This is a genomic window from Micromonospora sp. L31 (genome assembly GCF_052068075.1).
Classification (GTDB): Bacteria; Actinomycetota; Actinomycetes; order Mycobacteriales; family Micromonosporaceae; genus Micromonospora; species Micromonospora purpureochromogenes.
In genome coordinates this window covers 28,561-54,923 of the sequence record NZ_JBQHDC010000008.1, presented here as the reverse complement: position 1 = coordinate 54,923, position 26,363 = coordinate 28,561, and the positions used below count along the sequence as shown (strand labels likewise).

23 protein-coding genes are annotated in these 26,363 nt (G+C 72.8%); 16 read left to right on the top strand and 7 right to left on the bottom strand.

The window, feature by feature from the left end; translation table 11 throughout:
• Positions 1 to 90: 90 nt before the first annotated feature.
• Positions 91 to 852, bottom strand: a complete 762-nt coding sequence (locus tag ACTMS9_RS21635) for a FadR/GntR family transcriptional regulator (protein WP_441148538.1) — start codon at positions 850 to 852, stop codon at positions 91 to 93.
• Between the two features lie 185 nt (positions 853 to 1,037).
• Between ACTMS9_RS21635 and ACTMS9_RS21630 the strand changes: the two genes are divergently transcribed.
• The 8 genes from ACTMS9_RS21630 (at position 1,038) to ACTMS9_RS21595 (ending at position 8,673) form a co-directional block, all read left to right on the top strand.
• Complete coding sequence (locus tag ACTMS9_RS21630) at positions 1,038 to 2,276, top strand: ABC transporter substrate-binding protein (protein WP_441165814.1); 1,239 nt, start codon at positions 1,038 to 1,040, stop codon at positions 2,274 to 2,276.
• Positions 2,277 to 2,354: 78 nt separating this feature from the next.
• Positions 2,355 to 3,299 carry a carbohydrate ABC transporter permease gene (locus ACTMS9_RS21625; RefSeq protein ID WP_441165813.1) on the top strand — a complete coding sequence of 315 codons (945 nt, stop codon included), beginning with the start codon at positions 2,355 to 2,357 and terminating at the stop codon, positions 3,297 to 3,299.
• Positions 3,296 to 4,111, top strand: a complete 816-nt coding sequence (locus tag ACTMS9_RS21620; protein WP_441165812.1) for a carbohydrate ABC transporter permease — start codon at positions 3,296 to 3,298, stop codon at positions 4,109 to 4,111. Before ACTMS9_RS21625 ends, ACTMS9_RS21620 begins: the two co-directional genes overlap by 4 nt.
• A 7-nt stretch (positions 4,112 to 4,118) precedes the next feature.
• Positions 4,119 to 5,267, top strand: coding sequence for a galactonate dehydratase (dgoD, locus tag ACTMS9_RS21615; protein WP_441165811.1), 1,149 nt, complete (start codon positions 4,119 to 4,121; stop codon positions 5,265 to 5,267).
• A gap of 2 nt (positions 5,268 to 5,269) precedes the next feature.
• A complete protein-coding gene (locus ACTMS9_RS21610) occupies positions 5,270 to 5,908 on the top strand; it encodes a bifunctional 4-hydroxy-2-oxoglutarate aldolase/2-dehydro-3-deoxy-phosphogluconate aldolase (protein WP_441165810.1) in 639 nt (212 codons plus the stop codon).
• Positions 5,905 to 6,858 (top strand): sugar kinase, encoded by a 954-nt coding sequence (locus ACTMS9_RS21605; protein ID WP_441165809.1) that lies wholly within the window; start codon positions 5,905 to 5,907, stop codon positions 6,856 to 6,858. Before ACTMS9_RS21610 ends, ACTMS9_RS21605 begins: the two co-directional genes overlap by 4 nt.
• 23 nt (positions 6,859 to 6,881) lie before the next feature.
• Positions 6,882 to 8,111, top strand: coding sequence for a D-mannonate dehydratase ManD (manD, locus tag ACTMS9_RS21600; RefSeq protein WP_441148545.1), 1,230 nt, complete (start codon positions 6,882 to 6,884; stop codon positions 8,109 to 8,111).
• Entirely contained in the window at positions 8,101 to 8,673 is a 573-nt protein-coding gene (locus tag ACTMS9_RS21595; protein WP_441148546.1) for a gluconokinase, read from the top strand. The genes manD and ACTMS9_RS21595 overlap by 11 nt, the downstream gene beginning before the upstream one ends.
• An 85-nt stretch (positions 8,674 to 8,758) precedes the next feature.
• Here ACTMS9_RS21595 and ACTMS9_RS21590 read toward each other — a convergent pair whose 3' ends face one another.
• The 4 genes from ACTMS9_RS21590 to ACTMS9_RS21575 form a co-directional block, all read right to left on the bottom strand.
• Entirely contained in the window at positions 8,759 to 10,777 is a 2,019-nt protein-coding gene (locus ACTMS9_RS21590) for an N-acetylmuramoyl-L-alanine amidase (RefSeq protein WP_441148547.1), read from the bottom strand.
• A 157-nt stretch (positions 10,778 to 10,934) separates the two neighbouring features.
• Positions 10,935 to 11,792, bottom strand: coding sequence for an ABC transporter permease (locus ACTMS9_RS21585; RefSeq protein ID WP_154936666.1), 858 nt, complete (start codon positions 11,790 to 11,792; stop codon positions 10,935 to 10,937).
• Entirely contained in the window at positions 11,789 to 12,802 is a 1,014-nt protein-coding gene (locus ACTMS9_RS21580; protein ID WP_441148548.1) for an ATP-binding cassette domain-containing protein, read from the bottom strand. The genes ACTMS9_RS21585 and ACTMS9_RS21580 overlap by 4 nt, the downstream gene beginning before the upstream one ends.
• A 248-nt stretch (positions 12,803 to 13,050) precedes the next feature.
• Positions 13,051 to 14,268 (bottom strand): ROK family transcriptional regulator, encoded by a 1,218-nt coding sequence (locus tag ACTMS9_RS21575; RefSeq protein ID WP_441148549.1) that lies wholly within the window; start codon positions 14,266 to 14,268, stop codon positions 13,051 to 13,053.
• Between the two features lie 54 nt (positions 14,269 to 14,322).
• On the opposite strand from ACTMS9_RS21575, the gene ACTMS9_RS21570 reads away from it, so the two are divergent.
• Positions 14,323 to 14,952, top strand: coding sequence for an HAD-IA family hydrolase (locus ACTMS9_RS21570; protein WP_210774707.1), 630 nt, complete (start codon positions 14,323 to 14,325; stop codon positions 14,950 to 14,952).
• A gap of 57 nt (positions 14,953 to 15,009) precedes the next feature.
• On the opposite strand, the gene ACTMS9_RS21565 is transcribed toward ACTMS9_RS21570, so the two are convergent.
• Positions 15,010 to 16,605, bottom strand: coding sequence for an FAD-dependent monooxygenase (locus ACTMS9_RS21565; protein WP_441148550.1), 1,596 nt, complete (start codon positions 16,603 to 16,605; stop codon positions 15,010 to 15,012).
• 138 nt (positions 16,606 to 16,743) lie between these two features.
• Here ACTMS9_RS21565 and ACTMS9_RS21560 point away from each other — a divergent pair, with 138 nt between their 5' ends.
• The 7 genes from ACTMS9_RS21560 (at position 16,744) to ACTMS9_RS21530 (ending at position 25,791) form a co-directional block, all read left to right on the top strand.
• Positions 16,744 to 17,364 (top strand): acyl-CoA-like ligand-binding transcription factor, encoded by a 621-nt coding sequence (locus tag ACTMS9_RS21560; RefSeq protein WP_441148551.1) that lies wholly within the window; start codon positions 16,744 to 16,746, stop codon positions 17,362 to 17,364.
• A gap of 73 nt (positions 17,365 to 17,437) precedes the next feature.
• Entirely contained in the window at positions 17,438 to 19,021 is a 1,584-nt protein-coding gene (locus ACTMS9_RS21555) for an MDR family MFS transporter (RefSeq protein WP_441165808.1), read from the top strand.
• A 247-nt stretch (positions 19,022 to 19,268) separates the two neighbouring features.
• Entirely contained in the window at positions 19,269 to 21,908 is a 2,640-nt protein-coding gene (gene lanKC, locus ACTMS9_RS21550; protein ID WP_441165807.1) for a class III lanthionine synthetase LanKC, read from the top strand.
• A 71-nt stretch (positions 21,909 to 21,979) separates the two neighbouring features.
• Entirely contained in the window at positions 21,980 to 22,099 is a 120-nt protein-coding gene (locus ACTMS9_RS21545; RefSeq protein ID WP_088647629.1) for a SapB/AmfS family lanthipeptide, read from the top strand.
• Positions 22,100 to 22,169: 70 nt separating this feature from the next.
• Positions 22,170 to 22,289 carry a SapB/AmfS family lanthipeptide gene (locus ACTMS9_RS21540; protein ID WP_091302793.1) on the top strand — a complete coding sequence of 40 codons (120 nt, stop codon included), beginning with the start codon at positions 22,170 to 22,172 and terminating at the stop codon, positions 22,287 to 22,289.
• A 65-nt stretch (positions 22,290 to 22,354) separates the two neighbouring features.
• On the top strand, positions 22,355 to 24,022 hold the full coding sequence (locus ACTMS9_RS21535) for an ABC transporter ATP-binding protein (protein WP_441165806.1): 1,668 nt from the start codon (positions 22,355 to 22,357) through the stop codon (positions 24,020 to 24,022).
• A complete protein-coding gene (locus ACTMS9_RS21530) occupies positions 24,019 to 25,791 on the top strand; it encodes an ATP-binding cassette domain-containing protein (RefSeq protein ID WP_441148555.1) in 1,773 nt (590 codons plus the stop codon). The genes ACTMS9_RS21535 and ACTMS9_RS21530 overlap by 4 nt, the downstream gene beginning before the upstream one ends.
• On the opposite strand, the gene ACTMS9_RS21525 is transcribed toward ACTMS9_RS21530, so the two are convergent.
• Positions 25,721 to 26,347 (bottom strand): response regulator transcription factor, encoded by a 627-nt coding sequence (locus ACTMS9_RS21525; RefSeq protein ID WP_441148556.1) that lies wholly within the window; start codon positions 26,345 to 26,347, stop codon positions 25,721 to 25,723. The genes ACTMS9_RS21530 and ACTMS9_RS21525 overlap by 71 nt on opposite strands.
• Between the last annotated feature and the right edge of the window lie 16 nt (positions 26,348 to 26,363).

Below are 26,363 nucleotides of genomic sequence, written 5' to 3'. Positions count from 1 at the left end.
GATGCGGACATCATATTGATATGAATCGATCAGCCTGCCCTATCCCCTGGGTCATACCCCCGGCGATATGGACGCCAGGGCTCAGCGGAGTCAGCCCTGACCGGGCTCGCCGGTCTGCTCCCACATCGACTTCATCTCGTCGAACGCCTGCTCCATGATCCGCACCATGGCGTCCCGGGCCCGTTCGCCGTCGCGTCGCTGGATCGCCTGGGCGACGTCGGCGTGCAGTTGCAGCGCCTGCTCGTCGGGGTAGTGCGGCATCAGGTGGTAGTGGTGTCGGCCGGTGAGCACCTCGGCGACCAGTTCCTGGAGTTTCACGAACATCTCGTTGCCGGAAGCGACCAGCACCCGCCGGTGGAACTCGATGTCCAGGCTGAGGAAGCGCTCCTCGTCACCGGCCTTCCCGGCGGCCCACATCTTGGCGGCGAGCCCGACCAGGTCGCTCGCCTCGTCGTGGTCGACGCGGCCGGCGGCCAGCCACGCGGCGTGCGGCTCGACGGCGGTCCGCAGTTCGGTAATCGAGCGCATCTGCGCCATGCGGCCGGCCGAGGCGAGCCGCCAGCGGATCACCTGCGGATCGAAGACGTTCCACGCCCCGGCCGGTCGGATCATGACCCCGACCCGGCGCCGGGTCTCGACGAATCCCATGGACGCGAGCACCCGCAGGACCTCGCGGATCACCGAGCGGGACACGGCGTACCGCTCGACGAGGTCGTCGATGTTGAGGACGGATCCGGCGGCCACCTCGCCGCCGCAGATGGCGGTGCCGAGGTGGTCGAGAACGCGGGCGTGCAGCCCGGCCTCGGCAGGGGCGTGCTGGACGGGTGCGACCCCTGGGGAGGACTGATCCACGGTTCGGAGCATATCAGTTAGAGATCACCTCTTGAATAAGTCAGCTTTTTGGGCCTAACATCCGGTCGTTAAGCGGACGTTACAACGATGTGGCGCTCCTCCCCCGGGCGGCGGCCACCACAGAAGGAGAGATGGACGTGCGGCGTCGATCGATAATCGGAACTTCTCTGGCCGTGGTTGCCGCCATGGGCCTCAGCGCGTGCGGCGGCGGTGAGGACAGCGGCGCCACCAAGACAGTGCGCGTGACCCTGGCCAACCACGTGTGGACGGAGAACATCAAGAAGGCCCTGCCCGAGTTCGAGAAGCAGACCGGGCTCAAGGTCGAGCTCACCCAGCTCGGCGAGGACCAGCTCTCCGACCAGTACAACGTCAAGCTGAACGCGGGCTCCAGCGACATCGACGTGATGATGTACCGCCCCCTGCAGGAGGGGAAGCTGTTCGCCAAGAACAAGTACCTCGCCGACCTGTCCGACGAGGTCAAGTCCAACAAGGACTGGGACTTCAGCGACTTCCAGGCCGGCCCGGTGCAGGCCACCTCGTACGAGGGCAAGCCGGTCGGCGTTCCGATCATCACCGAGCAGGAGGTCCTGTACTACCGCAAGGACCTGCTGGCCAAGGCCGGGCTGACCGCCCCGCCGAAGACGCTCGACGAGCTCAAGGCGGCGGCCACGAAGATCAAGGCGGCCGACCCGAGCGTCGCCGGCTTCGTCGCCCGTACCGGCAAGTCGCCGGCGGTCACCCAGTTCTCCAGCTTCCTCTACAGCTTCGGCGGTGACTTCGTCGACAGCAGCGGCAAGGCCACCGTCAACACCGAGCAGGCCAAGCAGGCGTACGCGTACTACGGCGGGCTCATCAAGGACCAGGGCCCGGCGAACGTCAGCACCGACATGAGCTGGCCGGAGGCGATGGCCATCTTCACCCAGGGCAAGGCCGCCTTCTACACCGAGGCCAACTCGCTCTACAAGAACGCCACCGACCCGACCAAGTCGAAGGTCGCCGACACCGTCGGCTTCGCGCCGTTCCCGGCCGGCCCGGCCGGTTCGAAGCCCTACAACATCCCCTCCTGGGCGCTGGGCGTCAGCGACGGCTCGAAGAACCAGAGCAACGCCTGGAAGTTCGTCGAGTGGGCGACCGGCAAGGAGCAGACGCTCGCGCAGCAGAAGGCCGGCGTGCCGAGCGCGCGTACCTCGGTCTGGGCCAACCCGGAGGGCACCGCGTCCTACCCGAAGGACCTCGTCGAGGCCATCGCGGCCAGCACCAAGGACGGCATCGGGCACGACCGCCCGCTGGTCAACAAGGTCGCCCAGGCCCGGGAGATCGTCGGCCAGCCGATCGTCGACGCCATCGCCGGCAAGGACGCGGCGGCCGCGGCCGAGACCGCCAACACGGCATTCCAGAAGTTCCTGGACGACGAGGCCAAGTAAAGCCGAGCGCGGGGTGGCGGCGCCGTCCGGCTCCGCCACCCTGACTCCCCCGCCCGGCCCGCCCACCCCGGAGATCTCATGGCAACAGTCACCACCCGCACCAGACCCCCCGACGCCTCCGTCACACCCGACACGCCCGGCTGGGCCCGCTGGGCCAACGAGCATCGCAAGTGGCTCTTCGCGGCGCCCGCCATGGTGTTCGTCGCCGCGCTGATCGTCTTCCCGCTGGCCTGGACCGGCTATCTGAGCCTGACCGACGCCGAGGGTTCGGTGCGGGCCGAGTCGGAGTTCGTGGGCTTCCAGAACTACGTCGAGGTGCTCTCGGACACCGAGCGGTTCTGGCCCGCCGTCGGGCGGACCGCCGCGTTCACCGTCGTCGCGCTGGTGTTCGAGGTCGTCCTCGGCATGGCCGTCGCGCTGCTGCTGTGGCGACCGTTCCGGGGCCAGAAGTGGGTCCGGGTCGCCATCCTGATGCCGCTGGTCGCCACCCCGGTCGCGGTCGGCATGATGTGGCGGCTCATCTTCGACCCGAACATCGGGATGGCCAACCAGCTGCTCGGCTGGTTCGGCATCGGACCCCAGCCGTGGCTCGCCGGCCAGCACTCGGCGCTGCCCACGACGATCTTCATCGACGTGTGGCAGTGGACGCCGATGGTCGTGCTGATCCTGCTCGCGGGCCTGACCTCGCTCTCCGACGAGCCCCAGGAGGCGGCGCGCATCGACGGCGCCAGCAGCTGGCAGCGGTTCCGGCACGTCACCCTGCCGCTGGTGATGCCCACCGTGATCGTCGCGATCCTGCTGCGCGGCATCGACGCGCTGAAGACCTTCGACATCCTCTACGCCACCAAGGGCCGCGGCGGCGGCTCGTTCCACGAGGTCGAGACGCTCAACGTGTACGCCTACGGCCTGAGCTTCGACTACAACGAGTACGGCATCTCATCGACGGTCCTCATCATCTTCTTCCTGATCATCATCGGGTCGATGTGGGCCCTGACGTCCCGCAGGAAGGAGGCGCAGCGATGAAGGCCCGCTCCGCCTACCGGATCTTCCGCTTCGTGGCGCTCGCCGTCGTGGTGATCGCGCTGCTCGCACCGCTGTTCTGGATGATCGCCGCGTCGTTCAAGACCAACGTCGACATCTACGACACGGGCAAGGCGGTCGTCTTCTCGCCCACCGTGGACAACTACGCCAACGTCCTGAAGCAGGCGAACTACGTCCAGTTCATCGGCAACAGCCTGTGGGTGGCCTTCGCGGCCACCGCGCTCTCCCTGCTGCTCGGCGTGCCGGCGGCCTACTCGATGAGCCGCTTCAACATGCGCAAGTCGGCGCTGGTGGTGCTCATGGCGCGGGTCATCCCCGGCGTCTCGCTCCTGGTGCCCTGGTACTACGTCTTCTCCAACCTGCAGATGGTCGGCGGGTTCGGCGTGCTCGTCCTCAGCCACATGTTCGTGTCGCTGCCGCTGGTGGTCTACATCATGATGGGCTACTTCGACGGCCTCCCCCTCGAACTCGAGGAGGCGGCGCTCGTGGACGGGCTGACCCACATCGGCGCGTTCCGCCGGATCACGCTGCCGCTCTCGGTGCCGGGCGTGGCCACCGCCGGCATCCTGTCCTTCATCTTCTCCTGGAACAACTTCATGTTCGCCCTGGTGCTCTCCGGCGCCGACACCAAGACCCTGCCCGTCGCGATCTTCGACTTCGTCGGCTACGCCAGCATCGACTGGGGCGGCCTGATGGCGGCGGCCACCGTCGTCACCGTGCCGATCATGCTGATCGCCCTGTTCGTGCAGAAGTACGTCGTCTCCGGGCTCACCGCCGGCGCGACGAAGGGCTGAGGACACCATGACGACAATCGCCCGCATCGAGACGTTCCTCGTCGCCCCCCGCTGGCTCTTCGTCCGCGTCGAGACCGGATCCGGGATCGTCGGCTGGGGCGAGGCGACCTGCGAGGGTCGCTCCGAAACCGTCCGGGCCGCCGTCGAGCAGCTCGGTGAACTCCTGATCGGCCGGGACGCGCTGCGGATCGAGGACCACTGGCAGGTCATGACCAAGGGCTCGTTCTACCGGGGCGGCCCGATCCTGGCCAGCGCCGTGGCCGGCCTCGACCAGGCGCTCTGGGACATCGCCGGCAAGCGGTACGGGGCACCGGTGCACCAACTGCTCGGCGGGCCCGTCCGCGACCGGATCCGGGTCTACGGCTGGGTCGGCGGCGACGAGCCGAACGAGGTCCGCGACCACATCGCCGCGCAGGTGGCGGCGGGCCTGACCGCCGTCAAGATGAACGCCTCCGGGCGGATGAGCCCGATCGCGTCGGTCGCCGAACTGGACGCGGTGGTCCAGCGGGTGGCCGCCGCCCGCGAGGTGCTCGGCGACGAGCGTGACGTCGCCGTCGACTTCCACGGCCGGTTCACCCTCGCCAACGCCCGCCGCGTCGCACCGCTGCTGGAGCCGTACCGGCCGCTGTTCCTCGAGGAGCCGGTCGTGCCGGAGAACTCCCACCTCATCGGCGAGTTCGTCCGGTCCACCACCACCCCGGTGTCGACCGGCGAGCGGCTCTACAGCCGGCAGGAGTTCCTGCCCGTCCTCCAGGCCGGCATCGCGGTCGCCCAACCGGACCTCTCGCACGCCGGCGGCATCACCGAGGTACGCAAGATCGCCGCGCTCGCCGAGGTCTACGACGTGCAGCTCGCCCCGCACTGCCCGCTCGGGCCGATCGCCCTGGCCGCCTGCCTGCAGGTCGGCTTCGCCACGCCCAACTACCTGATCCAGGAACAGAGCATCGGCATCCACTACAACCTCGGCGCCGAGGTGCTCGACTACTGCCTGGACAAGACGCCGCTGACCTTCGTCGACGGGCACGTCGAGCGGCTCACCGCGCCGGGGCTGGGCATCGAGATCGACGAGCAGGCGGTACGCGCGGCCGACAAGCGCGGCCACGCCTGGCGCAGCCCGATGTGGCGGCACCCCGACGGCTCCTACGCGGAATGGTGACCATGACCCTCGACCTGACCACCGAACTCGCCGCGGCCCGCGTCCTGGCGGTCATCCGCGGCACCGACACCGCCGCCGCGGTCGCCACCGGCATCGCCCTGCTGGAAGAGGGCGTCCGCGTCGTCGAGGTGGCGCTCACGACGCCCGGCGCACTGCACGCCATCGAGGCCATCCGCTCGGCCGCGCCCGCCGGAGCGCTGGTCGGCGCGGGGACGGTGCTGACCGCCGGCGACGTCGCCGACGTGCTCGCCGCCGGCGCGCAGTTCATCGTCACCCCGGCCGTCGTCGAGTCCATCCCCGAGGCGGTGCGTCGCGGACTCCCGGTCGCCGCCGGGGCGCTCACCCCGACGGAGGCGTACACGGCCGTGCGGATGGGGGCGTCCGCCGTGAAGCTCTTCCCGGCGTCCCTCGGCGGCCCGGCGTACCTGAAAGCGCTGCGCGACCCGTTCCCGGACATTGCGTTCGTCGCGGTCGGCGGGGTGGGCCTGGCCGAGATGCCCGCCTATCTGAGCGCCGGGGCGATCGCCGTCGGCCTCGGCGGCCCGCTGGTCGGGGACGCCGCCTCCGGCGGTGACCTCGACGGGCTGCGCCACCGGGCGCGGGCCTACCTGGCGGCGGCCGCCCGCCCGCCGGCCTCATGACCGCGGTCGACCTGCTCACCTTCGGCGAGGCGCTGGTGTCGCTGCGGGCGTCCGGCCCGCTGGCCGCCGGGGGCGCGCTGACCATGCACCTGGCCGGGGCGGAGTCCAACGTCGCGATCGGCCTGGCCCGGCTCGGGCACCGGGTCGCGTGGGTGGGCCGGGTCAGCGACGACGAACTGGGCGAGTACGTGCTGCGGCAGTTGCGCGCCGAGGGCGTCGGCGTGGACGACGTGACCAGGGACGCCGACCGGCCCGCCGGTCTGCTGTTCCTGGAACGGCGCACCGCCGACCTGACCCGGGTGCGCTACCACCGGGCGGGCTCGGCCGGATCGGCCCTGCGCGTGGCGGACCTGGCCAAGCCGATCGCCGACGGCGCCCGGATGCTGCACCTGACCGGGATCACCCCGGCCCTCTCCGACAGCGCCCGCGAGGCCACCCGGTGGGCGGCCGAGACCGGCTCCCGGTCCGGGATGCTCGTCAGCCTCGACGTCAACCACCGGACCCGGCTCTGGACGCGGGAAGCCGCCCGCGCCGTGCTGGCCCCGCTGGCCGCCCACGCGTCGCTCGTCATCGCCTCCGCCGACGAGCTGGACCTCGTCGGCGAACCGGGATCGGACGAGTCCACGATCGTGGCGGGCCTGCTGGCGCGCGGAGTGGAGACCGTACTGGTCAAGCTGGGCGCCGACGGCGCCCGGGCGTACACCCGCGACGGCGTGCGGCAGGTCGCGGCGGTGCGCGTGACCGCGGTGGACACCGTCGGCGCGGGCGACGCGTTCACCGCCGGCTACCTCTCCGGGCACCTCGACGGACTCGACCTGGCCGGCCGCCTGCGCCGCGCGGTGACCCTCGGCGCCTTCGCGGTCGCCGGTCACGGCGACTGGGAGGGGCTGCCCCGCCGCGACGAGCTGTCCCTTCTCGACGGTCACGAGACCGGAAACACCCTTCGCTGAGCACCACCTGAGAAAGGCACCCCGTGAAGATTGTCGCAGCGGACGTCATCGTCACCAGCCCCGACCGCAACTTCGTCACCCTGAAGATCACCACAGCCGACGGGCTCACCGGCCTGGGCGACGGCACCCTCAACGGGCGGGAACTGGCGGTCGCCTCGTACCTGGCCGACCACGTCGTCCCGCTGCTGATCGGGCGGGACCCGCACCGCATCGAGGACACCTGGCAGTTCCTGTACCGCTCGGCGTACTGGCGGCGCGGACCGGTGACCATGGCGGCGATCGCGGCCGTCGACGTCGCGCTCTGGGACATCAAGGCGAAGGCCGCCGGAATGCCCCTCTACCAGTTGCTCGGCGGTGCGTCGCGGACCGGCGTCATGGCGTACGGGCACGCCTCCGGGCGGGACATCCCCGAGCTGTTCGACTCGATCCGCAACCACCTCGAGCTCGGCTACCGGTCGATCCGGGTGCAGACCTCCGTGCCGGGGATCAACGCCGTGTACGGGGTCGCCGCGCAGCCCAGCCCCGACGGCAAGCGCTACGACTACGAACCGGCGCAGCGCACCCCGCTGCCGGCCGAGGAGGACTGGGACACCCGGGCCTACCTGCGCCACCTCCCCGGCGTCTTCGAGGCGGTACGCAACGAGTTCGGCCCCGAACTGCCGCTGCTGCACGACGGCCATCACCGGATGACCCCGATCCAGGCCGCCCGGCTCGGCAAGGACCTCGAACCGTACGACCTGTTCTGGCTGGAGGACTGCACGCCGGCGGAGAACCAGGAGGCGCTGCGGCTGGTCCGCCAGCACACCGTCACGCCGCTGGCCATCGGCGAGGTCTTCAACACGGTCTGGGACTACCAGACGCTCATCCGGGAACAGCTCATCGACTACGTGCGGTCCGCCGTCACCCACACCGGGGGCATCACGGCCATGCGCAAGCTCCTCGACTTCGCCGCGCAGTACCAGATCAAGTCCGGTATCCACGGTCCGACGGACATCTCACCGGTCGGCATGGCGGCCGCGCTCCACCTCGACCTCGCCATCCACAACTTCGGCATCCAGGAGTACATGCAGCACGGGCCCCTGACCAACGAGGTGTTCCGGCAGTCGTTCACCTTCGCCGACGGCTACCTCCACCCTGGGGAGCAGCCGGGCCTCGGCGTGGAGCTCGACGAGCAGGCCGCCGCACGGTTCCCGTACACGGCGGCGTACCTGCCGTTCAACCGGCTCAAGGACGGCACCGTCCATGACTGGTGACGGGCGTCGCGCCCACGGCGACCCGCGGCCGACCCGGCACGTCGTCGTGATGGGCGTGTCCGGTGCCGGCAAGACGACCGTGGCCAGGGGAATCAGCGAGCTGACCGGGCTGACGTTCGCCGAGGCGGACGAGTTCCACTCCGAGGCCAACGTGGCGCGGATGCGCTCGGGCGTACCGCTGGACGACGCGGCCCGCTGGCCCTGGCTGCGCGACCTCGCCGCGTGGATGGCCGCCCGCCACGCCGAAGGAGTGTCGACGGTGCTGGCCTGCTCCGCGCTGAAGCGGTCCTACCGGGACCTGCTGCGGCAGGGGCCGCCGAACCTGGACTTCGTCCACCTGGACGGGCCGGCGCAGGTGATCCGGGACCGGATGTCCCGGCGTGCCGGGCACTACATGCCGGCGAGCCTGCTGGATTCCCAGACGGCGATCCTGGAGCCGCTGCGCCCGGACGAGTCCGGGGTGGTCCTCGACGTCGCGCTGCCTCCGGACGAGCTCGTCACGGCGGCGGTCGCCCGGCTCGGCCTCGCGAGCACCGGAGCACCTGTCCCGCAGCTCGGGTAGGTCGGTCCGGATACCGCACCAGATCAAGGCCGTTACCCGCGTCTGCGCGGGTAACGGCCTTGATCGCGAAGTGCGCCGGGAACGGCTACCCGGACGCGCCCACCGCGGCGGGCAGGACGAGGACATCGTCCAGGTTCGCGTACATCACCCGGTGGCCGAACTGGATCTGCACGTACCTGTTCGCGCCGCGGACCACCGTCCGGTCGCCCGGCGCCGAGCCGTCGAAGGAGACGGCGCGGTAGTACTCGCCCGGCAGGACCCCGCCGAGGGCGTACCGCTGGCCCGCCGCGAAGGTGTACTGCAACGGCGAGATCGGCTGGTACGGGATGGTGGCCGGGTAGGCGGCCCGCTCGGGGTAGGCCCGGCCGTACACCGGGATGGTGGCCTTACCCGGCTTCGGCGTCACCACGAAGCCCGCCGCCCACTTCGCCGTGGGGGCCGACGGCGGGTTGAGGAACCACGCCTTCTGGCCGAGGTACCAGATGGCGGTCCAGTCGCCCTGGACGCCGGCGAGGGCGTAGGTCTGGCCGGCCGAGGCGCGGGCGCCGTGGTCGGAGATGTACATGGTGTCCGGCGTGCCGTTCGGCCGCAGCCCCCGGTCATTGACCAGCGGCGCGTCGAGGCTGGGGGCGGTGCGCAGGATGACCGAGGACGAGCCGCGCAGCGGGCAGGGCACGGCCGGCGGCACCGGCGTCGGCACGCCCGGCGGCTGCCGGTTGCAGCCGATGAAGGCCGGCTGGTTGGTGGCGAATTCCGGATCGATGGTGACCAGGCCGGTGTGCGGGGTGCCGGTCGAGTGGAACGGCGCCTTCATCAGCTCGAAGTAGTGCGACCAGTCCCAGTAGGGGCCCGGGTCCCAGTGCATGCCGGCCACGTTCCCGGCGGTGGTGCCGGGGACGTTGTCGTGGCCGAGGATGTGCTGGCGGTCCAGCGGGATGCCGAACCGCAGCGCCAGGTGCCGGACCAGCTTGGCCGAGGTCCGGTACATCGCCTCGGTGTACCAGGTGCCGTGGCCGGCGAAGCCCTCGTGCTCGACGCCGATGGACTTGGCGTTGACGTACCAGTTGCCCGCGTGCCAGCCGACGTTCTCGGCCTTGATGTGCTGGGCGACGTAGCCGTCCACCGAACGCAGCGTGTAGTGCCAGCCCAGGTAGGTCTTCGTCTGGACCAGCTTCACGCTCGGGCCGAAGTAGCCCTCGGTGTCGTGGATGACGATGTACTCGATCTTCTGTTGAGCCGGCCGGTCACCGAGGTCGTGGTTGCCGTAGTCGCCCGGGTTCGGGCCGTACTTCTCGTAGGGGGCGGGGAGCCACTCGCAGGCGAGGCGGACCGGGCACTCCAGGCCGTCCGGCCGCTCGGCGCGGCGCAGCCCGAGCCGGTGCAGGCCGGATTCGTCCGGCGTTACCGCCCGGGCGGCGAGGGTCACCCGGTGGCCGTCGTCGGTCGTCCGGCTGGCGCCGAGCCCGAGCTGGTCGTACACCTCGTCGGCGAAGGCCGCCGCCGCGTCCGCGGTGTCCGCGCCGGAGTACCGGGCCACCGCGCCGTACCAGGCCGCCGGGTCGCTGCCGGCACCGTCGGGCCCGCCGAGCTCCTGCTGGTACGACGCCAGCAGCGCCGCGCCACCACGGATGTTGGCGGCGGCGTCGGTGCGCAGCGCCTCCTCGGGTACGCCGGTGAGGGCGGCCGCCGCGTCGAGCGTCTGCAGGGACGCCTGCGGCAGGCTGTCCCCGCTGGGCGCGGCTCCCAGCGCCGGGTCGACGGCCAGCGGGCGGGACTCGTCGCCGCGGGGGTCCTCGTCCTCGTCGACGTGGCCGCTGGCGGGGGTCGACGCGACCCGCGCGGCGTCGGTCAGGTGCATCGGCCCGTAGCCGCCGCTGGTGCTCGGCTGCCCGGCGTGGGTGTCCCACCGGGACTCCAGGTACGACACGGCGAGCAGCACGCTCTCCGGCACGCCGTACTCGGCGGCCGCGGCGGCGTACTGCTGCTGCCGGTCATCGGCTGCGGAGGTCCCCGCGGGGAGCGGATCGGCGGTGACCGGCCCGGTGGTGAGCAGGGCGGTGGCTGCGGCGACGGCGGCAGCCAGCAGGACACGTCTGCGTGGCACGGCGATGGGGCACATCGAACCTCCAGGTGGGGCGGGGCCACTGCACGCCCACCCTCGCCCCGGGAAACGGCCGTTGTCAATAGCCTTCCTGTTAATCACGATGCATGAAAAAAACCTTCACCGGCCGGTCGGCGCGGGATCGGTCGTCGCGTCAGGATCAGCGGCGGTTGTACCGGTACATCGTCAGGGTGCCGAACACCACGACGAACCCGGCGCTCCACAGCAGCGTCCACATCATGCTCGACGCGTCGGAGGAGCCCGACATCGCCGCACGCACCGATGCCACCAGCTGCGTGACCGGGTTGACCTTGACGAACGCCTGAAGCCAGCCGGGCATCGTGGCCGGCTCGACGAAGACGTTGCTCAGGAACGTCAGCGGGAACAGCACCATCATGCTGACTCCCATCACGGACTTCTCGCTGCGCAGGATCAGGCCGAAGAACGTCCACACCCAGGAGAACGCGAACGAGAAGACCACCAGCAGGCCGATCCCGGCCAGCACCCCGAGCAACCCGCCGCCGGGCCGGAACCCCAGCGCCAGCCCCACACCGAGGATGACCAGGGCCGCCAGGACGTAGCGCAGCACGTCGCCGAAGATCATGCCGACCAGCGCGGCAGGCCGCCAGACGGGCAGCGTACGGAAGCGGTCGAAGACCCCCTTCTCGATGTCGGTGTTGAGACCGACGCCGGTGTACATGGTGATCATCACGACGCTGGTCACCATGATGCCGGGCAGGAAGAACTGCAGGTAGTCCCGCGGGCTGTCGGCGAGGGCGCCGCCGAACAGGTAGGTGAACATCAGCACCATGATGATCGGGAACGCCGTCACGTCGAACAGCTGCTCCGGCACGTGCTTGATCTTCAACATGGCGCGCCAGCCGAACGTGAGCGACGCCGACAGCGCCGTTGGCCGGGGCGGTCGCGCGCCCGGCGCGAGCACGGTGCCCAGCGCCTCGGCGGACGGTACGTAGACGGCCGGGGCGGGCCCGGTCGTGGTGGTGGCGGTCTCGCTCATCGGGCTGCCTCCAGCTCGTTGTTCTGCTCGTCCACCGTGGCGGCGGGATGGTCGGTCAGGGCCAGGAAGACCTCGTCCAGGCTCGGCTGGCCGACGGAGAAGTCGTCCACGACGATGCCGGCGCTGGCCAGGTCACCGAGCGCGCGCGCCGCGTGCCGGCTCGCGTCGAGGTCGCTGCCGCCCTCACCGACCCGGGCCGTCAACGCGACCGGGTCGGCGTCGAGCTGCACCGGAACGCCCAGCGCCGCCTGCAGCACCTTCTCGGCCTCGGGCCGCTGCCCCGGGTCGCGCAGCCGCAGGTGGACGGTGCCGGAGCCGACCGACGACTTCAGCTCACCCGGGGTGCCCTCCGCGATCACGCGGCCGTGGTCGATCACCGCGATCCGGCCGGCGAGATGGTCCGCCTCGTCCAGGTACTGGGTGGTCAGCAGCACCGTCGTGCCGTGCGCCACGACGGCCCGGATGATCTCCCAGACCTGGTTGCGGCTGCGCGGGTCCAGCCCGGTCGTCGGCTCGTCCAGGAACAGCAGGTCGGGAGTGTTCAGGATGCTCGCCGCGATGTCAATGCGCCGCCGCATGCCGCCCGAGTACTTCTTCACCTGACGGTCGCCCGCCTCGGTCAGGCCGAACGCGGCGAGCAGGCTCTCGGCACGTTCGCGGGCCGCCGGCTTCTTCAGGCCCAGCAGGCGGCCGAGCAGCACGAGGTTCTCCGTGCCGGTCAGATCCTCGTCCACCGAGGCGTACTGGCCGGTCAGGCTGACCCGGGAGCGGACCGCGTCGGCGTCGGCGACCACGTCGTGACCGAAGACTCTCGCCGTGCCGCCATCGGGGCGCAGCAGCGTCGCCAGCACCCGTACCGCCGTGGTCTTGCCGGCACCGTTCGGGCCGAGCAGGCCGTAGACCGTACCGGCGGGGACCTGGAGATCGAGGCCGTTGAGCGCCCGGGTCTCCCCGAACGCTTTGGTCAGGCCCTCGGCCTCGACGGCTGGGCCGGTGGTGCGTCTACTCATGATCTCAACCCTTCTCTCACCCATTCCGGACAGCGCCTCCCGTCGCACCGCGCGGACCTGACCAGCTGGGCCGCGCGCCGGGACGCGGTGCGGCACCGTCACCGTGCTGAAGACCGGCCGACCGCGTGCAGGCCGATTGAACGGCAGCCGTACGACACGAAATCGACCGGCGTGGCCGGCCACTCCGTCATACGCCTGGTGGATCGCCTTTTCAACGAGGCCGGGAGAGTGTGGTGGTACTCGGGGAATCAGCCGGAAACCGTCGGGGCCAAATCCCCAAATGGTGTCGCGAGGGTGCGCACCCACTCGGCGAGGGCGCGCTGGCCGGTGATGTGGTCGAGGCCGACGATGGCGGCGCCGCGCAGCGAACCCTCGTCCCCGTGTGCGGCGTCCACGACGGACGGTGGGCGGGCGCGGTGCAGCGTCATCAGACCGTCGGTGTAGGCGGTGTCGAAGGCTTCGGCGGCGGCGTGCCGCAGGGCGGCGCCGAGTCCGCCGAGCGTGATCAGGTCGGGGTCGTGGATGTTGGCCAGACCCGCGATGCCGCTGCCGAGGGAGGTCGCGACGGCCCGGACCGCCCGCCGGGCGCGGGGGTCCACAGGGCAACGGTCGAGGACCTGCCCGGCGTAGCGCCGCGGGTCGGCGGGTGGGGATTCGCCGAGGTGGCGGGCCAGGCCACGGCCGTCGACGTCGAGGTCCCAGCAGCCGCGGGCGCCACAGGGGCAGCGCTGTTCCCGGTCGCCGAAGGGCAGGTGGCCGTACTCGCCGGCGGCGCCGTGCGCGCCCGTCACCGGCACCCCGGCGATGGTGAGCGTGCCGCCGATGCCGACCCCCACGATCAGGTGCAGGGCGGTGCCGGCCGCGACGGCGGCGCCGGTGCGGGCCTCGGCGACGCCGGCGAGGGTCGCGTCGTTGCCGAGCAGCAGCGGCAGGTCCGTGCCGGCGGTGATGGTGGTGAGATCGACCGAGCGCCAGCCGAGGGTGGCGGCCTGTACGAGGTGGCCGTCATGGATGGTGCCGGCGACCGCCAGCGATACCGCGCGAAGCCGCCCGCCGTACCGCTTCCGGGCCGCCTCGACGCTGTGCCGTACGGCGGCCAGCACGGCGGCCGGTTCGCGGGTGCGGTGGGAACGGTGCCGCACCTCGTGCAGCTGCCCGTCGATGGTCGCGACGGCGTGTCGCCAGTCCTCCTGCCGCAGGTCGACGGCGAGTACCACCGGCCCCTCGGGATGCGGTCGCAGGACGGTCGTGGGCCGGCCCCGCCCCCGTACCGGCGCGGGTGTCTCGGTGAGCAGGCGCAGGTCCCGCAGCCGGGCGGTGATCTCGGTGGCAAAACCGCTGGTCAGCTGCAACTCGGCGGCCATGGCGGCACGGGTGATGCCCGGACGCCGGTGCAGCGTGGCCAGCACCTGCGACGCGGTGAGCCAGCGCGCCGTCTCGGCGCGGTGCCGGGAAGGACTTGCCATGAGCGGGTCTCACCACCTTATCCTCGCCGTGCGAGTATATTACGGGAGGTGAGCATGGACGTGTCGTCGGTCGGTGCGGTGCTGTTGGACATGGACGGCACTCTGGTGGACTCCGACGCCGCGGTGGAGCGGGCGTGGCGGGTGTGGGCGGCAGAGTACGACGTCGACCCGGAGGCGGTGCTGGCAATCGCGCATGGCAGTCCCGCCGACCGCACGGTGCGGCGACTGCTGCCGGGCCTGGACGACGCCGCGGTGGCCGCGGCAGCGGACTGGCAGCTGGCGTTGCAGTACGACGACCTGTCCGACGTGACCGCCACCCGTGGTGCGCCGGCGCTGCTGGAGACGCTGGCGCGGCTCGGGCTGCCGTGGGCGGTGGTGACCAGCGCCGACAGCCGGCTGGCGAAGGCCCGGCTCGGCGCGGCGGGAATCGACGCACCGGTGCTGGTCACGGTCGAGGACGTCACGGTGGGAAAGCCGGACCCGCAGGGCTACCTGCGCGCCGCCGAGCTGCTCGACGTCCCGCCGGCGCGGTGCCTGGTCGTGGAGGATGCCGACGTCGGCCTGCGGGCCGGACGGGCCGCCGGCGCGATGACCGCCGCGCTGAAGGGGCTGGACGGCGACCTTCGCCTCGATGACCTGGGCCAACTGGCGGAGCTGCTGGCCGGAGCGGGTCCGCGTCCGTAGTGGCGTGGCGGTTGGGCTGCGCCAGGCCTTCCAGCGGGCACCGGCGTCGCGGCGGCGTCACGAGGGAAGCCAGCGGTCCAGGTAGGCCGTCAACCCCGCCAGGTCCGTGCCGCCCGACCGGTAGCCGACGTGGCCGTCGGGGCGGACCAGGTACGCAGCGCTGGCGCCGGGGGCGAGGCCGAGCCGGCGCAGCGCGCGGGCGGCGGGGACCGCTCCCCCGGTGGTATCGGATTCGGTTAGCCGGTGCACGGTGAGCCGGCCGGGGTACCGCTGCGCCGGTCCGGCCGTCTCGCCCGTCGACCAGGCGGCCGGTGGCCCGCAGAGCAGCAGATGCCACCCGGGCGCCGCGGTGAGCCGGTGCAGCGTGCCACCGTCGACGCCGGGAACCGGCGCGTCGGGTAGCCGGTCCCCGGCCCGGGGGCCCTTGCGCGGCGGGCGAGGGCCGTCGGTGGACAGCGGGCTCCGCCGGTAACCGATGCCCAGCTGCGACACCGTGCGGAAGGCGGTGGCCCGCACGAACCGGGGGGCGAGCACGGCGGGGATCAGCGCGGGGGCGAGGCGGCCACGGACGAAGCGGACGACCGGGTTGGTGGAGGTGGCCGCGGTGAAGGCCCGGTCGGTGAAGCGCAGCACCATCCGGCCGACCGGCGCCCGCTCGGCCTGGTAGGTGTCCAGCAGGCTCGGGTCGGCGCCGCCGCGCAGTGCGTGGGCGAGTTTCCAACCGAGGTTGACCGCGTCCTGGATGCCGGTGTTCATGCCCTGCGCGCCGGCCGGGCTGTGGATGTGCGCCGCGTCGCCGGCCAGGAAGACCCGTCCGGAGCGGTAGCGGGTGGCGGCGCGGTGGTGCAACCGGAAGTTGGTCATCCAGACCGGGTCGTGCAGCCGCACCGTCGCGCCGGTGTAGGTGTCGGCGAGCACCTGCACCTCGTCGAGGGTGACCGGCGACTCGGGCGGAGGCGCGTCGGCGGGTGGACGCATCACCAGCAGCCGCCAGCTGGCCGGGTGCCGCAGCGGGAAGAGGAACAACGTCCCCCGTCCGGAGACGAACGCGTGCGCCGCGCCGCCGGCGACGCCGTCGGCCTCCAGGTCGGCCAGGACGAACGTCTGCGGGTACGCGCCACCCTCGAATCCGATCCCGGCGAGGTGACGCACGGTGCTGTGCGCGCCGTCGCAGCCCACCACGTACCGTGCCGAGACCGGTTCCTCGCGGCCGTCGGCGTGCCGCAGGGTCGCCGCCACGCCGTCCCCGGTCTGGTTCATCCCCACCAGCTCGACGCCCCGCTCGACGGCGAGCCCGGCCGCCGCCAGGTGCTCGCCCAGGATGCGCTCGGTCTCCGCCTGGGACAGGAACAGCAGATGGGGGTACGCCGTGTCCCCCAGGCCCAGGTCGAACAGCGGCACCGCCCGCACCCGGCCGTGGGCGTGCAGGCACAGCCGGACCGCGGGGTTGCCGCCGGCCAGCAGCTCGTCCGTCACCCCTGAGCCGGCGAGGACCTCCAGGGTGCGCGGTTGAATCGCCAACGCCCGCGACTCGTGGGCCCGGTCGACCGCGCGATCGACCACGCGGGCCCGCACCCCGAAGGCGGCCAGTTGCGCCGCCATGGCCAGCCCGGTGGGCCCGGCCCCGACCACGAGCACGTCGACGGCGGTCACGGGACGACGACCCGTCGGCGGCCGACGATCACTGCCACGCCTCGCTCCGATCTCGGGCGCATAGGGCGCCGGTCGGGAACATCACTTCACAGAATAAAAACTTGCAGGCTCCGCAAGTTTCCTCGTAGCGTCGCCGGAGTGACCGTAACCGAACAGGCCGCCGGCGGGCGCCGGGACCGCAAGAAGCGGCTGACGCGGGCAGCGCTGACCGCCGCCGCGCTGCGGCTGGTCGCCGAACGCGGCCTGGAGCACGTGACGGTGGAGGAGATCAGCGAGGCGGCGGACGTCTCCTCGCGCACCTTCTTCAACTACTTCACCTCCAAGGACGAGGCGCTCATCGCCGACCTGGCGGTCGACCGCGACCGCGTCGTGGCCCGGCTGGTCGCCGCCGCGCCGGAGGTGCCGGCGCTGCGGACCGTCCGGCTCGCCCTCGACGAGGCGATCGACACGATGGAGTCCGAGCGCGAGCTGTGGCGGCTGCGCCTGGCGGTCATCGCCCAGAATCCCGCGCTGCTGCCCCGCCTGATGGCCGGCAACATCGAGACCGAGCGGGCCATGATCCAAGCGATCGCCGCGCGCCTCGGTGTCGATCCCGACCACGGCCACCCGGCGCTGGTCACCGCGGTGGCCGGCGCCGCCTTCCGCACCGCGATGCTGCGCTGGGCCGCCGACACCGACGGCCGGCCACTGCGCGACTTCGTCGACGAGGCGTTCGCCGCGGTCGTCGCCGGCCTGCCGGATCCGTCGCCCACCTCCTGACCCACCAGTCCCCCGCCCCGGCGCATCCGTTCCGGGGCCAGCCAATCCGGATCCACCCCGAAAGGGAGCGTCAATGACCGCAACCGCCCCGCCCGCCGACCCGGCCGAGGTCGTCGGCACGCGCATGTCGCGTCGGGAGGTTCTCCAGGCCCTCTCCGGCCTGATGGTGGGCATGTTCGTGTCCATCCTCGCCTCCACGGTGGTGGCGAACGCGCTGCCGCGGATCATCGCCGATCTGCAGGGCAGCCAGACCGTCTACACCTGGATCGTCACCAGCGAACTGCTCGCCATGACGGCGACCGTGCCGCTGTGGGGCAAGATGGCCGACCTGTACAGCAAGAAGCTGCTGATCCAGCTCTCGCTGGGGCTGTTCGTGGTGGGTTCGCTGATCGCGGGCTTCACGCCGAACGTGGAGGTGCTGCTGGTCAGCCGGGTCGTGCAGGGCATCGGCGCCGGTGGCATGACGGCGCTGGCCACGATCGTCATGGCGGCGATGATCCCGCCGCGCGAGCTGGGCCGCTACGCCGGCATCTTCGGCGCGGTCTTCGGTGTCGGCACCATCGCCGGTCCGCTGATCGGCGGCCTCCTCGTCGACACGTCGTGGCTGGGCTGGCGGTGGTGCTTCCTGATCGGGGTGCCGTTCTCCATCCTGTCCATCGTCCTGCTGCAGCGCACCCTGCACCTGCCGGTCGTCCGCCGCACGGTGAAGATCGACTGGTTGGGCGCGGTGCTGATCACCTCGGGCGTCTCCACGCTGCTGATCTGGTCTTCGCTGGCGGGCAACAAGTTCGCCTGGACCTCGGGCTGGACGGCCGCGATGGTCACCGGCGGTGTGGTCCTGCTGGCGCTGGCGGTCCTCGTCGAGTCGCGGGCGGCGGAGCCGATCGTCCCGCTGGACATCTTCCGCAACCGCACGGTCTCGCTGGCCACCGCCGCCAGCGTGCTGGTCGGCGTCGCGATGTTCGGCGGCACCGTCTTCCTGTCCCAGTACTTCCAGATCTCGCTGGGCAAGTCGCCGACCGTCGCGGGCCTGATGAGCCTCCCGATGATCTTCGGTCTGCTCGTCTCGTCCACGATCGCCGGCCAGCTCATCACGAAGTTCGGCCGGTGGAAGGCCTACCTGGTGGCCGGCGCGGCGGTGATGACCGTCGGGATGCTGCTTTTGGGCACCATCGACGCCCGCACCAGCGTGGTCGTCCTGTCGATCTACATGGCCGTGCTGGGCATCGGCGTCGGCATGCTCATGCAGAACCTCGTGCTCGCCGCGCAGAACGACGTACCGGCCCATGAGCTCGGCGCCGCCACCTCCGTGCTGACCTTCTTCCGCAGCATGGGCGGGGCCATCGGGGTCAGCGCGCTCGGCGCCGTCCTGGCCAACCGGGTGACCTCGCTGATGACCGAGAAGCTCGGCCCGGCCGCGGCGACCGGCGGCGGCTCCGCGGAGGTGCCCGACCTGTCCACCCTGCCCGAGCCGGTGCTGCGCATCGTGCAGGACGTGTACGGCATCGCCACCGCCGACCTGTTCCTGGTCGCCGCGCCGGTCGCGGCGCTCGCGCTGGTCGTCGTGCTGTTCATCAAGGAGAAGCCGCTGCACACCCTCAGCGGCGACGAGCGCCGCGCCCAGGAGGAGGCGGCCGCGCAGGTGCCGGCGCACTGAGCGGTACCACGGTGACGGGGGCGGGCCGGTCGGCCCGCCCCCGTTCCGTGTCGGCCGGCGGTCCGGCCGCCCATCGGTGCCGGCCGGCCTCCGCACTGGTCACGCGGTATTCGCGAGTTCAAACTCCGCTGTTGTCACGACTTCGGGGTGGGAAACTCACCGCCGATCGATGACTCATCGCACTTCGCACGCCTCTCGGCCGTCCGCAGGATGGACCTCAACCGACCAGGCGGCGGAGGCAGGCGACATGGATGAACGGTACGACTCGTACTGCGCGGTCGATCCGCTCTTCTACGACTCGTTGGCCAGCGCGAGCACGGTGGTCGCCGGCTACGCGACGGACCGCCCGGTGCCGGACGGCTGGGAGTGCGAGGTCAAGGACGACTGGCTGATCCACGGCCCGGTCGACGGCTCGCTCCCCCAGCAGGGTTGGAAGATCCACGTGTCGGCCCGGCTGGACAACGCCGAACGGGTGCTGACCCGGGTGATGGACTACTGCCAGCCGCGCGGCATCCCGTTCAAGCACCTGCGCGGGCCGCGGATGCTGCTCATGCGCAACAGCAAGTACGCCCGCCGTGCCGCCAGCGGCAAGTTCATCACGGTCTACCCCCGCGACGACGCCGAGCTGGAGCTGACCGCCAAGGAACTGGCGGCGCTGCTCGACGGCGAGCAGGGGCCGTACATCCTCAGCGACCTGCGCTACGGCGACGGCCCGGTCCACCTGCGCTACGGCGGCTTCGCCGCCCGGTACTGCCTCTCCCCGGACGGGCAGGTGGTGCCGGCCATCGAGGACGCGAGCGGCAGCCTGGTGCCGGACCGCCGCGACCCGGTCTTCCACGTGCCGGAGTGGGTCACCCTGCCCGACTTCCTCGCCCCGCACCTGGCCGCCCGCAACGCGGCGAGCACCACCGAGCTGCCGTACCGGATCGAGAAGGTGATCCACTTCTCCAACGGCGGCGGCCTGTACGAGGCCCGGGACACCCGCACCGGGGACCGGGTGGTGTTGAAGGAGGCCCGGCCGTACGCGGGACTGGACGCCACCGGCGCGGACGCGGTGACCCGGCTACGGCGGGAGGCCGAGGTGCTGCGGCAGCTCACGGACGTGCCGCACCTGGTGCGGGTGCACGACGAGTTCAGCTTCGGCGGGCACGAGTTCCTGGCCCTGGCGTTCGTCGAGGGCCGCCCGCTCAACCAGCTCGTGGTGGAGCGCTACCCGCTGGTCCACCCCGACGCCGACCGGGCCGCGTACACCGGCTGGGCGTTGGACGTGCACCGGCAGGTGACCGAGGCGGTGGACGCCATCCACGCCCACGGGATCGTCTACGGCGACCTGCACATGTTCAACATCATGGTCGGCGACGACGGGACCGCCACGCTGGTCGACTTCGAGGTCGCCGCGCCCGCCGACGCGACGGGCCGGCCGGCGCTGCGCAACCAGGCCTTCGCCGCCCCGCGCGACCGCACCGGCTTCGACGTCGACCGCTACGCCCTGGCCTGCCTGCGGCTGGCGCTCTTCCTGCCGCTGACGGCCATGCTGCGGCTCGCCCCGGAGAAGGCGGCGCACCTGGCCGACGTGGTGGCCGAGAACTTCCCCGTGCCCCGGGACCTGCTCGACGAGACGGTCGCCGTGATCATCGGCGGCCGGGCCGAGGCGCCGGACGGCCACGCCGGGACGCCGGACGAACGCGTCGCGGTGCCGGCGGGCACCAGTGGCGCCGTCCGGATCGACCCGGACGACTGGCCGGGACTGCGCGACCGCCTCGCCGCCGCGATCGTCGCCAGCGCCACCCCGCACCGCGACGACCGGCTCTTCCCCGGCGACATCCGGCAGTTCGCGGGCAGCGACGGCGGGCTGAACCTCGCCCACGGTGCGGCCGGGGTGCTCTGGGCGTTGCACACGAGCGGCGCGCCCACCGAAGCGGAGCACGAGCGGTGGCTGATCGACCGGGTACGCGAACCCGCCTCCGGCAGCCGGCTCGGCTTCTACGACGGGCTGCACGGCATCGCGTACGTGCTGGACCGGCTCGGGCACCGCGACGGGGCGCTGCGGCTGCTGGACCTCTGCCTGGACCAGCCGTGGACGGACCTGGGCAACGACCTGATGGGCGGCCTCTCGGGCGTCGCGCTGAACCTGACCCACTTCGCCGGGGTCACCGGCGAGCGGCGGTACGCCGACGCCGCCCGGCAGGCGGTCGACCTGGTCGTCGAGCGGCTGGGCGACGTCGACTCGGTGGCCGAGGTCAGCGGCGGCCGGCACCCGTACGCGGGACTGACCCGCGGCGGGGCCGGGGTGGCGCTGATGCTGCTGCGCAGGTACGAGCTCGACCACGACCCGGTGCTGCTCGACCACGCCGCCACCGCGCTGCGCCAGGACCTGCGCCGATGCGTGCAGCGCGACGCCGGCCACCTGGAGGTCAACGAGGGCTGGCGGACCATGCCGTACCTCGCCGAGGGCAGTGTCGGCATCGGCCTGGTGCTCGACCAGTACCTGCGCCACCGCCCGGACCAGCGGTTCGAGACCGCGGCGGCGGCGATCCGGCGCTGCGCCGACTCCCCGTTCTACGCCCAGTCCGGCCTCTTCGCCGGCCGGGCGGGGATCGTCACCTACCTGGCCGGGCGGGGCGAGTACGACCCGGCACGGCAGCAAGCCCGGTTGCTGAGCTGGCACGCCCTGCCGTACCGGGGGCTGACCGCCTTCCCCGGCGACCAGTTGCTGCGGCTCTCCATGGACCTGGCCACCGGCACCGCCGGCGTGCTCACCGCCCTCGCGGCGACCCGCCCGGCGGCGGCCACCCGGCTGCCGTTCCTGACGCCGTTGCCCGAGGCGAGGCCGCCGTCGGAGGCGGGGCCGCTGCCGGCCGCGACGCCGGCGGGATCGGCCGGCTGACCGGCCACCGAAGCTCCCCGGGTCACCCCGGGGCCGACCGACCCGACTCATGTGGAAGGAGGTGCAACGACATGGCCCTGCTCGACCTCCAGGGGATGGAACTGCCGGCCGCCGAGCGTACCGGTGGCGGCAGCCGCGCCAGCCTGCTGCTCTGCGGCGACAGCTCGCTGAGCGTCACCACCTGCAACTGAGGTGGCGGTCGTCGACCCGACGACCACCCGAGAAGCCCAACTCCGCACCACGAGAGAAAGAGGAACCGACATGGCTCTGCTCGACCTCCAGGGAATGGAACTGCCGGCCGCCGAGCGCACCGGTGGCGGCAGCCAGGCCAGCCTGCTGCTCTGTGGCGACAGCTCGCTGAGCGTCACCACCTGCCACTGACGATCAGTTCGCCTGGCCCCGGGCCGGTTCACGCCGGTCCGGGGCCGCGGCGTGAAAGAGGTGTGATGACCCCGGCCGACCGGCTCCTGCTGCGCGCCGTCGGGTCCGCCGGCTGGTGGACCCCGGTGCTGGCCGTGGTCGCGGTGGTCGGCGTGGCGGCCGAGCTGGCGCTGCCCGCGACCCTGGGCCGCGCCGTCGACGCCGCCGTCGGTACGGCGCCGGGCGCCTCGTCCGGCCACTGGCTCGCCGCGGTGGTCGGGCTGATCGCCGTGCTGGTCGCCACCGACGCGGTACGGGACTACGGCACGGGCGCGGCCACCGCCCGTTCGGTGGCCGGGCTGCGGCACACGCTGGCCCGACACGTCTTCGCCCTCGATCCACGGATCGCGGCCCGCCGTCCGGTGGGCGACCTGGTGGGCCGGCTGGTGGGCCAGGTGGCCGACGCCGGGCAGGCCGCCCCGACCGTCGTACTGGCCGGCACGGTGCTGCTGCCGCCGCTGGGCAGTCTGGTGGCGCTCACCCTGATCGACCCGTGGCTCGGCCTCACCTTCGTGGTGGGGCTCCTGCTGCTCGGCGTGCTGCTGCGCAACTTCGTCGCCGACGCCTCGACCGCGGTCGCCGGCTACCAGCAGGCCCAGGGGGAACTCGCCGGCCGGATGGTGGAGGCGCTCGCCGGGGCGCGGACCATCGCCGCCGCCGGCACCGCCGAACGGGAGGTCGCGCGGGTGCTGACGCCGGTCGCCGCGCTGCGCGCGCACGGCGCGCGGACGTGGACCGTGCTGGCCGGCGCGGCGACCCGCGGCGCGGTGGTCAACCCGCTGCTGCAACTGGCCGTCGTCGCCGTCGGCGGGCTGTCGCTGGCCGCCGGGCGGATGACCCCCGGCGAGCTGCTGGCCGCCCTCCAGTACGCGGCGCTCGGCGCCGGCCTGGGCACCGTGGTCGGCGCCCTGAACAAGGCGGTCCGGGTCCGGGCCGGCTGCCGGCGCGCGGCCGACGTGCTGGGCGAGCCGGTCCGCCGGTACGGCACCCGGACGCTGCCCCCCGGACCGGGCGAGCTGGAGCTGCGGGAGGTGAGCGTGCGGGGCGACGACGGGCGTCCGCTGCTCGACCGGGTCGACCTGCGGGTCCCCGGCGGGACGCTGCTCGTCGTCGTCGGGCCGTCCGGGGCGGGCAAGTCGTTGCTCGCCGCCGTCGCCGGACGGCTGCGCGACCCGGACTCCGGTGAGGTACGCCTGGACGGCGTGCCGCTGCCCGAGCTGGCCCCGGCGGCGCTGCACGCGGCGGTGGGTTACGGGTTCGAGCGGCCGGTGCTGGTCGGTGACACGGTCGGCGAGGCGGTCGGGTGCGGTGCCGACCCGGTGCCGGTGAGCAGGGCGGCGGCCATCCACGACTTCGTCGAGCGGCTGCCCGAGCGGTACCGCACGCCGCTGGCCGAGGTCGCCATGTCGGGCGGGGAACGGCAGCGGCTCGGGCTGGCCCGCGCGCTGCGCGCCGGACGGCTGCTGGTCCTCGACGACGCCACGTCCAGCCTGGACACCGTCACCGAGTACCGGGTGACCCGGACGCTGACCGGGCCGGGCGACCGGCGTACCCGGATGGTGGTCAGCCACCGGGTCGGCATGGCCGCGCGGGCGGACCTGGTGGCCTGGGTGGACGGTGGGCGGCTCCGCGCGGTCGGCCCGCACCGGGTGCTGTGGGACGACCCGGACTACCGGGCGGTGTTCCGGGCGTGAGCACGGTCGGCGAGGTGACCCGGGCGGCGCTGCGGGCGCGCCGCGCCGAGCTGTGCCGGTTGGCGGGCTGGTCGGTGGCCGAGGCGTTGCCGGCGGGGCTGGCCGGACTGCTCACCGCACGGGCCGTCGACGACGGCTTCCTGGCCGGGCGCCCGGCGACCGGGCTGCTCTGGTTGGGCCTGCTCGCGGCCGCCGTGCTCATCGGCGCGGTCGGCACCAACCGGGCGTACGCGCTGCTCGGGGACGTGGTGGAGCCGTTCCGCGACGACCTGCTGCGCCGGGTGGTCGCCGGCGCGCTGGAAGGGGCGACGGGTGGTCGCGGCGACGACGCGGCGGTGGCCCGGCTGACCCACCAGGTGGAGATGGTGCGGGACACCTACGCGGGCCTGTTGATGGTGGTGCGCGGCTTCCTGTTCGCCGCCGGCGCCGCCGTCGTCGGCCTGTTCTCCCTGTCAGCGCCGGTCGCGTTGCTGGTGACGGTGCCGGTGCTGGCCGGCCTGGGGCTGTTCGCGGCGGCCCTGCCGGCGATGATCGCCCGGCAACGGCAGTACGTGCTGGCCGACGAGCGGCTGGGCCGGGTCGCGGTCACCGCCGTGGCCGGCCACCGCGACGTCACGGTGAGCGGCGCGCGGGACCGGACCACCCGGTGGGTCGGCGGGTACGTCGACGACCAGGCGCGGGTGGAGCGACGGTTGGCCACCATGGCCGCGACCCGGGGGTTGACCCTGGCCGTGGGCGGGTGGGTGCCCGTGCCGGTGGTGCTCCTGGCCACCCCGTGGCTGGTCCGGCAGGGGCTCGGGCCGGGCGCGGTGCTCGGCGCCCTGGTCTACGTCGTGCGTGGCGTGCAACCCGCCCTGCACACCCTCGTCCAGGGCGTGGCCGCCGGCGGGCTGCGCTTCGCCGTCACCCTCGACCGGCTGCTGCGCGGGGACGTCCCGGTACGCACCCCGGCGCCGGCCACCGCCCGGGTCCCGCGGCAGACCGCGCCGGCGCTGTCCCTGCGCGGGGTGACCTTCCGGTACGGCCCGCAGGCCGACCCGGTGCTCGACGGACTCGACCTCGACGTGCCGGCCGGGGACCACCTGGTGATCGTGGGCGCGAGCGGGATCGGCAAGTCCACCCTGGCCGGGCTGATGGCCGGGGTGCTGTCGCCGCAGGCCGGCACGGTGCGCGTCGGTGGGGTGCCGGTGGCCGGCGCCACGCCGGCGGAACTGGCCGACCGGCGTGTCCTGATCCCGCAGGAGGCGTACGTCTTCACCGGCACCGTCCGGGAGAACCTGACGTACCTCCGGCCCGACCTGCCGGATCCGGCGATCACCCGGGCGGCGACCCGGCTGGGGCTGACCGGGTTGGTGGACCGCCTCGGCGGCTACGACGCGACGCTGCGCCCGGCGGACCTCTCCGCCGGGGAACGTCAGCAGCTGGCCCTGCTGCGGGCCTGGCTCTCCCCCGCGCCCCTGATGATCCTCGACGAGGCGACCTGCCACCTGGACCCGGCGACCGAGGCGCGGCTGGAGGAGGCCTTCGCCGACCGGCCCGGCACGCTGGTGGTGATCGCGCACCGGGTCAGCTCGGCGCTGCGCGCCCGCCGGGTGCTGCTGCTCGACGGGCGGGCCGCGCTGCTCGACAGCCACCGGGGCCTGCTGCACCGCTCGGCCGCATACCGGGAACTGGTCGGCTACGGAGAGGCGGACCTGCTCAGATCCAGCCCGACTCCCGGGCGATCCGCACCGCTTCCAGCCGGGTACGCGCGCCGGTCTTCGCCATGATCCGGGACAGGTGGTTGCGCACCGTCCCGGCGGACAGGACCAGGCGCTCCGCGATGTCCCGCACCGGATGGCCCTCGGCCACCACGTCGAGCACCTCCCGCTCGCGCGGGGTCAACGGGCTGTCGGCGACCGCCAGCGCCGCGACCACCAGGTCGGGGTCGAGCACGATCTGACCGTCGGCGAGCCGCCGGACCCCCTCGACGATCCGCCCGGGGGCCACGTCGTGGCTGAGGAAGCCGATCCGTCGACAGTGTTCGGCGAGCACCGGACCGAGCCGGGCGGCGCGGCGCTGCTGGACCAGGACCAGCAGCCGCCCGGGCGGGCCGCCGTCCGGACGGCCGGCGGGCCGTTCGGACGCCAGATCGCCGAGTTGGTCCGCCGTGACCAGGTCGCCGTCGACGACGGCGACGTCGGGACGCTCGGCTCGCAGGGCGGACCGCAGCTCGTCCGGCGTGTCCGCCTCGCCGACGACGTCGATGTCGTCCTCGGCGTCGAGCAGCTGGGCGAGCGCGCCGCGGACGAGCGCACCCTTGAGCGCGAGCAGAGTGCGGACCATGCAGACTCCCCGTCAT